The organism is Ruegeria sp. H7, from assembly GCF_056532945.1.
The window spans coordinates 285,411-298,493 of the sequence record NZ_JBQFNZ010000004.1 but is presented as its reverse complement, the minus strand read 5'-3'; the positions used below and the strand labels follow the sequence as shown (position 1 = coordinate 298,493).

Below are 13,083 nucleotides of genomic sequence, written 5' to 3'. Positions count from 1 at the left end.
TGTTGAGGCTCAGCAAGATGCGACCAAAGACGTCAGGGCTTTACGAACAGTTTCCGGGGGCGGTTGCAAAAACACTCTGCCGGGCCGGACTCGCGGATCAGAATGGATTCAGTGATCTCCAGACCCCAATCCTGCATCCACAGGCCCGGCATGAAGTGGAAGGTCATTCCGGGTTCCAGGATGGTCTCGTCCTCATCCCTCAGGGAAATTGTCCGCTCGCCCCAATCCGGCGGGTAACTCAGGCCAATCGGATAGCCGCACCGCGCGCCGCGTTCGATCCCGGCGCGTTCCAGAGGGGCTGCCAGAGCGGCTGCAATATCCCGCGCCCGGTTGCCGGCGCGCGCCGCGTCCAGCCCGGCCTCCAACCCTTCGACCAGCGCCGCTTCGGCCCGTTTCATCTGCTCCGGAGGCTCACCCAGAAAGACCGAGCGGCAGAATGGGGCGTGGTAGCGCCGGTAACACCCTGACAGTTCAAAGAACGTGCATTCACCAGATTTGAACACGTCACCGTTCCAGGTCAGATGCGGCGCAGCTGCATCCGATCCGGACGGCAACAGCGGCACAATCGCAGCGTAATCGCCCCAATCCTCTCCAACCCCGGTGATCGCGTCGTGATAGATCTGCGCGACCAGTTCATTCTTACGCAGGCCCGGTTCGACCCTGTCCAGCACCCCATCGACGATATGCTCGGAAATCCGCGCCGCCTTGCGCATCAGGGCGATTTCTTCGCCGGATTTAACCGCCCGCTGCCAGTTCACCAAGGCGGTGGCATCCACAAAACTTGCGTTGGGCAGTTCGGCTTCTAGGGTCTGATGGGCCTTGGCCGAGTAGTAGTAATTGTCCATCTCGACACCGATACGGCTTGTACCATGACCGAACCGGGCGATGACCTGCGCCAGATCCTGCATCGGATGACGGGTTGTGGATTGCACAAAGTGATCGGCATATCCCAGAATGCGATCATCCCCCATCCACACCGTCCGCAGTGCGCCATTGCTGTCTTGCTGCCGCCCCCACCAGACCGGATCTGCATCGAGGAAGACCAGCACCCCCTGTTGCACATAGAAGGACCACCCCTCATACCCTGTCAGCCAGGCCATGTTGGACGGGTCCTGAACGAACAGACAATCCAGACCTTTCGCCGCCATCGCGTTTCGGGTCTTGGCAAGACGACGGTCATATTCAGCTTGAGTGAACGCAGGGTCAGAATGAGTCATCGCCACCTCGGGTTATGAAACAGTTTGCGTTGACACAACCGCACCAAATGGCTCAGGTCAACGCAACGAAACGTCGGAGGTCCCATGCACACTGTCAACAACCCGCATCGGGGGGGTCAGAAACTGGCACCATCCGCCCCTTATCCATCGACAGATGCGGCGCGCGTGGCCGATTTGTTGGCGCAATGCCCCGCCGCTAGGGAAACGCCATTGGTCGAGGTTTCAGGGCTGGCACCGGTCGCGCGCCTGTGGGTCAAGGATGAACGCGGGCGGATGAATTTGGGATCGTTCAAGGCGCTTGGTGCGGCTTATGTGATCGCCCGGCATGCTGCCGAAGAAAAAGGCAAGCCGGACGCGACGACATTGCAGGGGCGTACTTACGTGACCGCCAGTGCAGGCAATCACGGGATGAGTGTCGCAGCCGGAGCCAGAATGTTCGGCGCAAAGGCTGTCGTCTACATTGCCGACACGGTGCCCGAAACCTTTGCCGACCGCCTGCGCGCGCAGAATGCGCAGGTTGTGCGCGAAGGCACGGACTATGCCGCCAGCATGGACGGCGCAAGCACGGCTGCCCGCGACAACGGCTGGATCCTGCTGTCCGACAGTTCGTGGGAGGGGTATTTCGATCTCCCCCACACGTTGATGGAGGGGTACTTGCAGATGGCCGCCGAAGCAGCAGAGCAATGCCCCGAGCCCCCGACTCATATCCTGCTGCAGGCAGGCGTCGGCGGGCTGGCCGGGGCGGTCGCGGCGTATGCGCGTACCGTTTGGGGAAACGCGCCGAAGATCGTCGTGGTCGAGCCCGAGGATGCGCCCGCCCTTCAGGCCAGCATTTCAGCAGGCGAATGCGTTTTCGCCGATGGTCCGGACAGCGTCATGGGGCGGCTGGACTGCAAGGAACCCTCGCTGATCGCGCTGAACGGGTTGGCCCGCGATGCGGATCAGTTCCTAACCCTTCGCGATGACGAAGTGACGACACATCTGGATGCGATGGAGGATGCGGGGCTGGCAACAACGGCCTCGGGCGGCGCCGGGGTTGCTGCCGTGATGAGCGCCGAGGCTCGGGCCGCAATAGGGATCGACGAAAACGCGCGCGTTCTCTGCATCCTGTCCGAGGTCGCGGAATGAGGGGGTTTGACCCGACCGAGTTTCAGGCCCGAACCGAGCGTGCTCAACGACTGATGGATCAGGCGGGCCTGTCGGCGCTGCTTTTGACCACGGAAACGGATGTGCGGTATTTCACCGGCTTCCTGACCCGGTTCTGGGAAAGCCCGACGCGGCCCTGGTTTCTGATTGTGCCTGCCAGCGGCAAACCGGTTGCGGTGATCCCTTCGATCGGCGCGGCCCTGATGGCACAGAGCTGGATCGAAGATATCCGAACGTGGTCCTCACCGGATTTACAGGATGATGGCGTCTCGCTTCTGGTGGACGCGCTGGCCGAACTGGCCCCTTCGGACGGTGTCATAGGCCTGCCGGATGGGCATGAGACCCACGCCAGAATGCCGCTGGCCGATCTGGAGCGGGTGCGTCAGGCCATCACTCCGCGCAGCCTGTCAGGCGATCACGGCATCCTGCGCCAGTTGCGCATGGTCAAATCTGCGGCGGAAATCACCAAGCTCGAAACCGCTTGCGGAATCGCCGGGCGCGCCTTTGCCCGAGTCCCGGAAATCGCGCGGGAAGGCGTGGCGCTGGATGAGGTGTTTCGCAAGTTCCAGATGCTCTGTCTGGAGGAAGGCGCGGATTGGGTTCCCTACCTTGCCGGGGGCGCAGAGCAAGGCGGATATAGCGATGTGATCTCGCCAGCCAGTCCCACCCCGCTGGCCAAGGACGATGTGCTGATGCTGGACACCGGGCTGGTTTGGGACGGGTATTTCTCGGATTTCGACCGCAACTGGTCAGTCGGACCGGCAACGCCCGCTGTCCGTGCGGCCCATGCGCGGCTGATCGAAGCCTCGGACGCGGCGTTTCAGATCGCCCGACCCGGTGCCACGGCATCGGATCTGTTCCATGCCATGAACACCATTCTGACCGCAGATAGCGAAGGGACCGACGCCGGGCGGTTGGGTCACGGGCTGGGCATGTCGCTGACCGAATGGCCCTCACTCATCCCGACGGATCATACGGTGCTGGAACCCGGAATGGTTCTGACGCTAGAGCCCGGCATCGCCGTGGCGGACAAGATACTGGTGCACGAGGAAAACATCGTGATCACCGAAGATGCACCGCGTTTCATCAGCCCCCGAAAAGGGCCGGAGGTGGCCCAGCTATGACACGTATCCCCTATACTCTGGACGCTGACGATCCGGCTGCCACGCCAATGGGCCTGATCGTGCTGCAAACCGACGAAACGCTTGAGCCCGAGTTCAGCGACTATTTTTCGGACCGGAAATATCCGATCTACGTCACCCGCATTCCCAGCGGAATCCAAGTGACGACCGGTACGCTGGCCGAGATGGAAAACGCCTTGCCCGCCGCTGCCGATTTATTGCCCAAGGCCCGGCCATACAAAGTTGTCGGCTATGGCTGCACCTCGGCCAGTTCGGTGATCGGATCAGAGCGCGTTGCCCAAATGGTCAAGAAGACCTGCAACACGGCCGAAGTGACAAACCCGTTGCGGGCCGCCGTGGCCTGCGCCGCGAATCACGGTGTTTCGAAATTCGCGCTTCTGTCGCCTTATATTGAGGAAGTGAACATTCCCCTGCGGCGCGCATTTGCTGAAAACGGAATCTCGACCGATGTTTTTGGCACATTCGGCGAATCAGAAGAGGCAAAGGTTGTGCGGATTTCCAATGATTCAGTTGTCTCGGCAGCCGTTGAATTGGGGTCGGATCCACAAGTGGATGCTGTTTTCTTAAGCTGTACCAACCTCAAAACTTTGTCAGCACTGCCGGAAATACGGGCGCGGCTTGGAAAGCCTGTATTATCAAGCAATCAAAGCCTTGCGTGGCACATGCGCCGCCTGAATTCCGTCAATTGAATTGTCAATTCGAGACCGCAGGCACAAAAAACGACATTCCTTGTTGCAAAACGTATTCGGCTTGGTCTTAATTCATGCGGACAGATCAATGAAATCCGGAGAAACCGGATAATCATTTGACGAAACAGGGGGTCTTGTGACCGAAGCAATGAATGACGCCGCGTTTGTCGAGTTTCAACGCGTTCAGAAGTCTTATGATGGCGAAAACCTCGTCGTTAAAGATCTTAACCTAGCAATGCCAAAAGGCGAATTTCTGACCATGCTCGGGCCGTCGGGGTCTGGCAAGACCACATGCCTTATGATGTTGGCCGGGTTCGAAACTGCCACCCATGGCGAGATTTTGCTGGACGGCAAACCCATCAACAACATTCCACCGCACAAGCGCGGAATTGGCATGGTGTTCCAGAACTACGCGCTGTTCCCGCACATGACCGTGGCCGAGAACCTCTCGTTCCCACTGGAAGTGCGCAAGCTGGGCAAATCCGAACGTGAGGCCAAGGTCAAACGTGCGCTGGACATGGTTCAGATGGGTGCCTTTGGCGGACGTCGTCCGGCGCAACTGTCCGGTGGTCAGCAACAGCGGATCGCTCTGGCACGCGCGCTGGTGTTCGAGCCCGAACTGGTTCTGATGGACGAACCGCTGGGCGCGTTGGACAAGCAGCTGCGCGAGCATATGCAGTTCGAGATCACGCGCCTTGCGCATGAGCTGGGCATTACCACCGTCTACGTAACCCACGACCAGACCGAAGCGCTGACTATGTCAGACCGGGTCGCGGTGTTTGACGATGGCCGCATTCAGCAGCTCGCCCCGCCGGATCAACTGTATGAAGAGCCGGAAAACAGCTTTGTTGCGCAGTTCATTGGCGAGAACAACACGCTGGAAGGCGTGGTCAAGTCAATCGAAGGCGACACCTGCCTGATCCAGCTGGACGACGGCTCGGAAATCGATGCGGTGCCGATCAACGTGCACAATCCGGGCGAACGGACCAAGGTCTCAATCCGGCCCGAGCGGGTCGAATTCAACAAGGACCGTCTGCATGCCGACGCGCATACGCTGAAAGCGACGGTCAAGGAATTCATCTATATGGGCGATGTCTTCCGCTTCCGCATGTCGGTTGCCGGAAACGACGATTTTATCGTCAAAACACGGAACGCCCCCGACGCCATTCGCCTGCAGGCCGGTCAGGAGATCGAGATCGGCTGGCTGGCACAGGATTGTCGTGCGCTCGACGCATAGACCAAGCCGCGCAAAACAAGCGGAGCTATACAAGAGGGACCGGCTGATGAAGACCCGTGCATCAGCTGACCACATACATAAACGGGATGAACTGGGAGTTACACATGAAAGCAACCAAAACCCTTCTGACTACTGCCGCCGTTGCAATCGCCGCGGGCGGCGTGTCCGCGCAGGAAATGACGATCGTTTCCTGGGGTGGCGCATATTCCAAATCGCAGCTTAAGGCGTATCACGAGCCCTATTCGGAAAAGACCGGCGTCACCATTCTGAACGATGACAGCTCGGCCGAAGCGGTTGCCAAACTGCGCGCGATGAACGAAGCGGGCAACATCACATGGGATGTGGTCGATGTTGTTGCCGCCGATGCGATCCGTCTGTGCGACGAAGGTCTGGCGATGGAAATCGACCCTGACACCATGCTGGCCCCTGCCCCCGATGGCACGCCCGCGTCCGAAGACTTTGGCGACCTGCTGGTCAGCGACTGCTTTATCCCGCAGATCGTGTATTCGACCACATTCGGCTACCGCACCGATCTGGTTGGTGACACACCGCCTACCGATGTCTGCGCCGTATTTGATCTGGAAGCCTATCCGGGCAAACGCTCGCTGGAGAAGCGCCCGATCAACAACATGGAATGGGCCCTGATCTGCGATGGCGTTGCGAAAGACGATGTCTATGACGTTCTGGCAACCCCGGAAGGTCAGGATCAGGCGCTGGCCAAGCTGGACACCATCAAGGACAGCGTTGTCTGGTGGTCTGCCGGTGCTGACACGCCGCAGCTGCTGGCGGATGGCGAGGTTATCATGGGCTCGACCTATAACGGTCGTCTGTTCAGCGTGATCGAAGAGCAGAACCAGCCCGTCGCCATGCTGTGGGACGCGCAGGTGTTCGATCTGGACGGATGGATCATCCCGGCTGGTCTGAGCGAAGAGCGTCAGAAGCAGGCGCTGGACTACATCATGTTTGCGACCGACACTCAGCGTCTGGCGGATCAGGCCAAGTGGATCTCGTACGGTCCGGCCCGTGCTTCGTCGGCTCCGCTGGTGGGTCAGCATGCCGATCTGGGCATCGACATGGCACCGCACATGCCGACCGATCCGGAAAACGCAAAGAACACGTTCCTGTATAACTACGAGTTCTGGGCGGACTACCGCGACGACATCGACGCCAAATTCCAGGCGTGGCTGGCACAATAAGCCGGACCTGACGACATAGGATTGTCGGGGGCGGTGCGCCGCCCCCAGACCAAGACAAAACAGGGAATAACGATGACGGACGCAAGCGATAACGCAGGGCCAATGCTAGCGGCAGATGGGACGCCGCTGAAACAGTCGCTGGCCCGTTCTTTGCGGCGACAGAAAATGCGGGCTTTGCTGCTGATTACCCCTTTGCTGCTGTTCGTGATGTTCTCGTTCATCATTCCCATTGCCTCGATGCTGTTCCGCTCGGTGGAAAACAGCATTGTTGCAGACACGCTGCCGCTGACCGTCGAAGCCCTCAAGGATTGGGACGACACGTCGGGCGAGTTGCCGGATGAGGCCGTCTATGATGCCTTTGTGCGCGATATGCTTGTCGCCATCGACAACAAACAGCACACCCGTCTGGGCTCGCGTCTGAACTACGAAGAAACCGGCATGTCTTCGATGTTCCGCAGATCCGGGCGTCAAATCAACAAAATGGATCCGGAAACGGACGGTCCATTCAAGGAAAAACTGATCGACGTGCACGATGGCTGGGGCGACCCAAAGACCTGGGCCGTGATCAAAACCCACTCGCCTGCTGTTACCAACGGTTATTTCCTGAACGCGGTCGACATGCGCCGCACCCCCGAAGGCGCGCAGGCCCAGCCCGAAGACAAACAGATCCTGATCAAGCTGTTCGGGCGCACGCTGTTCATGTCGTTGGTGATTACGGGGGCCTGTATTCTGCTGGCCTATCCGGTCAGTTACCTGTTGGCGACCTTGCCGATGCGGGTGTCGAACCTGCTGATGATCCTTGTCCTGCTGCCCTTCTGGACCTCGTTGCTGGTGCGAACTTCGGCGTGGAAAGTAATGCTGCAACAACAGGGGGTGATCAACGAAACCCTTGTCTGGCTCGGGCTGGTGGCGGATGACGCGCGGCTTGTGATCATCAACAACCAGATCGGTACGATCATTGCGATGACGCATATCCTGCTGCCCTTCATGATCCTGCCGATGTATTCGGTGATGCAGACCATCCCGCCCTCTTACACCCGCGCGGCGAAATCGATGGGCGCCACCAACTGGACCACGTTCTGGCGCATCTACTTCCCGCAATCCATTCCGGGTATCGGCGCGGGATCGATCCTCGTGTTCATTCTGTCGATCGGTTACTACATCACGCCTGAAATCGTGGGCGGCACCAAGGGCGTCTTTATCTCGAACCGGATCGCCTATCACATCTCGTCCTCGCTGAACTGGGGGCTGGCCGCGGCACTGGGGACGATCCTTCTGGGCGTCGTTCTGTTACTCTACTGGGTCTACGACAAGATCGTCGGCATCGATAACGTGAAGCTGGGATAATCAAAATGGCCGCACTGACTCCGATTTCCCGCAAACCCATGTCCATGGTCCTGCCCAGCGTCGCGCTGGCAGGGGCCTTCGCCGGTATCTTTGTCGGCGCAGGCAACGGATCGATCCTTCTGGGCCTTCTGGGCGGCGCCGTTCTGATTGCCGCGCTGGCCTGGGTCTACATCAACCTGCTCAAGAACGAGAAGCTGGCCCGCTGGGTCAACATCCTGGGTTTCGGCATTGTTGGCTTTCTGGTCGCCGGTCCGATGGGCGGCGTTCTGGGCCTGCTGGGCGGCTGGTTCTTTGCCTGGTTCACCTACTGGCTGTACGAGGGGCGTTATCGGCAGAAACTGCTGCCCTATCTGACGCCGAAACAGGTATTCTATCACTACCTGTTCCGGGTGATCTGCGGTGCAATCTTTGTGTTCCTGATCACGCCGATCCTTGTGGTTCTGCCCCTGTCGTTCAACGCACAGGACTTCTTTACCTTCACGCCCGAAATGCTGCGGCTGGACCCGGAAGGTTATTCGCTGAAGCACTATCGCGACTTCTTTACCAACAATGAATGGCAGCGCAGCTTCAAGAACTCGCTGATAATCGCGCCGATTGCGACGGTCATCTCGGTCTCACTGGGAACACTGGCCGCCATCGGGCTCAGCCAGTCCCACGTGCCGGGTCGGCGGGCGATCATGGGGATCCTGATTTCGCCGATGATCGTGCCCCTGATCATCTCGGCTACCGGCATGTTCTTTTTCTACAGCGATATCGGGAACTTCCTCGAAGGGACGCTGGGTATGAACAAGAACTTCGTGGGTTACGTAAAAGTGATCCTCGCGCACGCTGTTCTGGGCATCCCCTTCGTCATCATCACCGTGACCGCGACGCTGGTTGGCTTTGACCGGTCACTGACGCGGGCGGCGGCCAATATGGGTGCAGGCCCGGTGCGGACCTTCTTCAAGATCCAGATGCCGCTGATCCTGCCGGGCGTGATCTCGGGCGGGCTGTTTGCCTTCATCACCTCGTTTGACGAGGTTGTGGTGGTGCTGTTTGTCGGTTCGGCCAGCCAAAAGACGCTGCCCTGGCAAATGTTCACCGGCCTGCGCGAGCAGATCAGCCCGACCATTCTGGCGGTCGCCACGATCCTTGTGGTGCTGTCGATTGCTCTGCTGACCACGGTTGAACTGCTGCGCCGCCGGTCCGAGCGTTTGCGGGGTCTCTCGCCCGCTTGACGCAGGGACAAAGCTGATCTAACGATTCACCTGTTCACCCCAGCCGCGATGGCGTCGCGGACGCACTGGGGCGAACGGCTCTCGGAACCCGAGACCGCCTGTCCTGAACGCCGGGACAAGTGGCCGGGCTTTGCATACCCGGCAAAGATGAGAGACCAAGGATGAACGATATAGCTCAACGCCCCGAATTCTTCACTTGCCACAATGGTGACAAGGCCCCCCTGCCCTTTAGCAAAGCCGAATACAGCCGCCGCCTGAGCGCCCTGCGCGCCATCATGGCCAAGCGCGATATCCCGGCGGTGCTGCTGACCTCGATGCAGAACATCGCCTATTACTCGGGCTTTCTGTATTGCTCGTTCGGTCGCCCCTATGGCTGCGTTGTCACGCAGGACGCCTGCACCACCGTTTCTGCCAATATCGATGCGGGTCAGCCGTGGCGGCGCTCGGTTGACGAGAATGTGATCTACACCGACTGGAAGCGCGACAACTACTGGCGTGCCGTGGCCAGCCTGATCGGTGGCGCGAAACGGATCGGGATCGAAGGCGATCACATGACCCTGGCCGCACGCGACACCGCGCTGCGGATGCTGGACGCGCCCGAACTGATCGATATCGCACCCGACACGATGTTCGCCCGCATGGTGAAATCCGCGGAAGAGATCGAGCTGATCAAAGGCGGCGCGCGCACCGCTGATGTCGGCGGCGCCGCCATCCACGCGGCCATCCGCGAAGGCGCGACCGAGATCGAGATCGCCATGGCAGGTCGCGACGCGATGGAAGAAGAAATCGCGCGGGCCTACCCCGACTCGGAAATTCGCGACACATGGGTCTGGTTCCAGTCCGGGCTGAACACGGATGGTGCCCATAACCCGGTCACCAAAAGGGCGCTGCAAAAGGGCGATATTCTGTCGCTGAACACCTTCCCGATGATCTCGGGCTATTACACCGCGCTGGAACGCACCCTGTTCCTGGGCGAGCCCGACGCCGACAGCCTGCGCCTGTGGAAGGCCAACGTGGCCGCGCATGAACTGGGCCTGAGCCTGATCAAGCCCGGCGCGACCTGCTCGGGCATCACCGCCGAGATCAACCGGCTCTTCGCGGATGAGGGCCTGCTGCAGTATCGCTCGTTCGGCTATGGCCACTCGTTCGGGATCCTCAGCCACTATTACGGGCGTGAGGCCGGTCTGGAACTGCGCGAAGATATCGACACCGTTCTAGAGCCCGGCATGGTCGTCTCGATCGAGCCGATGCTGTGGATTCCCGAAGGCCAGCCCGGCGCGGGTGGCTATCGCGAGCATGATATTCTGGTCGTGGGCGAAGACGGGGCCGAGAACATCACCGGCTTCCCCTATGGGCCGGGCCACAACATCATCGGTGCCTGACCGATCCGGGGTGGGGCCTGTGCCCCACCCCATTTTCCTGCGGCTGCGCGCTGAAAGCCCTATAAATAGTCAGCAATACAACCGTTTCGGGGCCATTTCGGCCGTTCCCCTTGCAAACTCGGATATGTTCGTCAAACTTCCTGCATGGGAGAATTCTTTGACGAAATGTACAATGGCGACGGATCTCTGCGCGGTCCTTACGAAGAAATCGGTCGCTGGTTCAATCATGAAGATGTCGCCAGATTACGGGCAAAACAGCGCGAAGCCGAAGAGGTCTTTCGCCTGACAGGCATCACCTTCAACGTCTACGGCAAGGCCGAAGCGGAAGAGCGGCTGATCCCCTTCGACATCATTCCCCGCATCATCTCGGGACGCGAATGGCAACGGCTGGAACGCGGGATCGAACAACGCGTACGCGCGATCAACGCCTTTCTTTACGACATCTATCACCGGCAGGAAATCGTCCGCGCCGGTCGCCTACCGCCCGAGATGATTGCCGCGAATGAGGCGTTCCTGCCCCAGATGATCGGTGTCGCCCCTCCGGGCAAGATCTACACTCATATCGTCGGCATCGATCTGGTCCGCACCGGGCCGGATGAGTTCTACGTGCTGGAAGACAATGCGCGCACGCCCTCGGGCGTCAGCTATATGCTGGAAAACCGCGAGACGATGCTGAAGATGTTCCCGGAACTGTTCAGCGCCAACAATGTGCGCAACGTCTCGGACTATCCGCGCAATCTGCGGCGGTCGCTGGCCGCCTGCGCGCCCGATTGTGCCGAAGGTGAGCCGACCGTGGCTGTTCTGACGCCCGGCATCTACAACTCGGCCTATTACGAGCATGCGTTTCTGGCCGATCAGATGGCGGTGGAACTGGTCGAAGGCCACGATCTGCGCGTGGTCGACGGGCGCGTCTGTATGCGCACCACGCGCGGGTATCGGCCCATCGATGTGCTCTATCGCCGGGTCGATGACGATTTTCTGGACCCGCTGAACTTCAACCCCGACAGCGCACTTGGCGTTCCGGGCATTCTGGACGTCTACCGCGCAGGCGGCATCACCATCGCCAATGCGCCGGGCACGGGCATCTCGGACGACAAGGCAATCTATTCCTACATGCCCGAAATCGTCGAGTTCTACACCGGCGAAAAGCCGATCCTGCAAAACGTCCCGACCTGGCGTTGCGCCGATCCGAAATCCCTGTCCTACGTCCTCGACAACCTGTCCGATCTGGTGGTGAAAGAGGTTCACGGTTCGGGCGGCTACGGGATGCTGATCGGCCCGACCGCCAGCAAGAAAGAGATCGCAGCCTTCAAAGCAAAGCTAAAGGCGCGCCCGGCCAACTATATCGCGCAACCTACGTTGTCGCTGTCCACGGTTCCGATCTTTGCCCGCTCGGGGCTGGCCCCCCGCCATGTGGACTTGCGCCCCTTCGTGCTGGTCTCACCCGACGGGATCAAGATCACGCCCGGCGGGTTGACGCGGGTTGCACTGAAAAAGGGATCGCTGGTGGTGAATTCCAGCCAGGGTGGCGGGACCAAAGACACCTGGGTGCTGGAGGACTAAGCCATGCTGGGAAAAACTGCAGGTGGATTGTTCTGGATGTCCCGCTACCTGGAACGCGCGGAAAGCACGGCCAGATTGCTGGAGACCGGTCAACGCATGGCGCTGACCCGCACCCAGAACTCGGTCGAGGAATGGAGTTCCGTCCTGCGCACGGCGGGCGTTCTGGGCACCTATCAGGAGAAATATGACGAGGTCACCCGCGACAATGCGGTCGACTGGGTGCTGCGCGATGGGGATAACCCGTCATCGGTCTGGTCCGTTGTCAAACAGGCGCGCGAGAATGCAAAACTGGTGCGCACGGCGCTGACCCATGATGTCTGGAGCGCGGTGAACGCCACCTGGATGCAACTGGACGAGGCCCTTCGGCGCAAGGTGAACGAACGCGACTTGCCCGGGCTACTGGAACTGATCCGCCATCAATCGGCGCTTGTGCGCGGCGCCATACTTGGCACCATGTTGCGCAACGACATGTTCGACTTCACCCGCATCGGCACCTTCATCGAACGCGCCGACAACACCGGGCGCATTCTGGACGTCAAATATTATGTGCTGTTGCCAACAGCCTTTTCGGTGGGATCGTCGCTGGACAATATCCAATGGGAAAGCATCCTGCGATCCGTCGGCGCTGGCGGGGGCTATCGGATGACGCATGGCCAAAAAACCTCGCCTTCGGACATCGCGCAATTCCTCATACTGGACCAGCGCATGCCGCGCAGCCTGCATTTCTGTTGCCGCAAGATTCAGGAAAACCTGTCATATCTGAAAAAGGACTATGGCTTCGCCGGTCCATCCTGCGAGGCGTCCAATGCGCTGTATGACAAATATCTGGATCGCGACATCGCAGATATCTTCGAGTTTGGCCTGCATGAGTACATTCAGGAATTCCAGAACGATCTCGCCGGGCTGAGCCGACAGATCGAAATCGATTATCGTTTCTATGAGTAAGC

At 59.8% G+C, this 13,083-nt stretch carries 11 protein-coding genes; 10 read left to right on the top strand and 1 reads right to left on the bottom strand.

Annotated elements, in window-relative coordinates; genetic code table 11:
* Positions 1–32: 32 nt before the first annotated feature.
* Entirely contained in the window at positions 33–1,217 is a 1,185-nt protein-coding gene (locus ACR0AC_RS11870; RefSeq protein WP_480873565.1) for a M24 family metallopeptidase, read from the bottom strand.
* An 84-nt stretch (positions 1,218–1,301) separates the two neighbouring features.
* Between ACR0AC_RS11870 and ACR0AC_RS11865 the strand changes: the two genes are divergently transcribed.
* From ACR0AC_RS11865 to ACR0AC_RS11820, 10 genes are all read left to right on the top strand, one after another.
* Entirely contained in the window at positions 1,302–2,345 is a 1,044-nt protein-coding gene (locus ACR0AC_RS11865) for a pyridoxal-phosphate dependent enzyme (protein WP_170622427.1), read from the top strand.
* Complete coding sequence (locus ACR0AC_RS11860) at positions 2,342–3,487, top strand: M24 family metallopeptidase (protein ID WP_480873562.1); 1,146 nt, start codon at positions 2,342–2,344, stop codon at positions 3,485–3,487. The genes ACR0AC_RS11865 and ACR0AC_RS11860 overlap by 4 nt, the downstream gene beginning before the upstream one ends.
* Positions 3,484–4,194 (top strand): maleate cis-trans isomerase family protein, encoded by a 711-nt coding sequence (locus tag ACR0AC_RS11855; RefSeq protein WP_480873560.1) that lies wholly within the window; start codon positions 3,484–3,486, stop codon positions 4,192–4,194. Before ACR0AC_RS11860 ends, ACR0AC_RS11855 begins: the two co-directional genes overlap by 4 nt.
* Before the next feature lie 148 nt (positions 4,195–4,342).
* Positions 4,343–5,431, top strand: a complete 1,089-nt coding sequence (locus ACR0AC_RS11850) for an ABC transporter ATP-binding protein (RefSeq protein ID WP_480873620.1) — start codon at positions 4,343–4,345, stop codon at positions 5,429–5,431.
* A 104-nt stretch (positions 5,432–5,535) separates the two neighbouring features.
* Positions 5,536–6,627, top strand: a complete 1,092-nt coding sequence (locus ACR0AC_RS11845) for an extracellular solute-binding protein (RefSeq protein WP_170622430.1) — start codon at positions 5,536–5,538, stop codon at positions 6,625–6,627.
* A 72-nt stretch (positions 6,628–6,699) separates the two neighbouring features.
* Entirely contained in the window at positions 6,700–7,974 is a 1,275-nt protein-coding gene (locus ACR0AC_RS11840) for an ABC transporter permease (RefSeq protein ID WP_480873558.1), read from the top strand.
* Positions 7,975–7,979: 5 nt separating this feature from the next.
* Positions 7,980–9,191, top strand: a complete 1,212-nt coding sequence (locus ACR0AC_RS11835; protein ID WP_480873555.1) for an ABC transporter permease — start codon at positions 7,980–7,982, stop codon at positions 9,189–9,191.
* A 161-nt stretch (positions 9,192–9,352) separates the two neighbouring features.
* Positions 9,353–10,573 (top strand): aminopeptidase P family protein, encoded by a 1,221-nt coding sequence (locus tag ACR0AC_RS11830; RefSeq protein ID WP_480873553.1) that lies wholly within the window; start codon positions 9,353–9,355, stop codon positions 10,571–10,573.
* Positions 10,574–10,738: 165 nt separating this feature from the next.
* Positions 10,739–12,136, top strand: a complete 1,398-nt coding sequence (locus ACR0AC_RS11825) for a circularly permuted type 2 ATP-grasp protein (protein ID WP_480873551.1) — start codon at positions 10,739–10,741, stop codon at positions 12,134–12,136.
* Positions 12,137–12,139: 3 nt separating this feature from the next.
* Positions 12,140–13,081, top strand: coding sequence for an alpha-E domain-containing protein (locus ACR0AC_RS11820; RefSeq protein ID WP_170622435.1), 942 nt, complete (start codon positions 12,140–12,142; stop codon positions 13,079–13,081).
* Positions 13,082–13,083 lie beyond the last annotated feature (2 nt).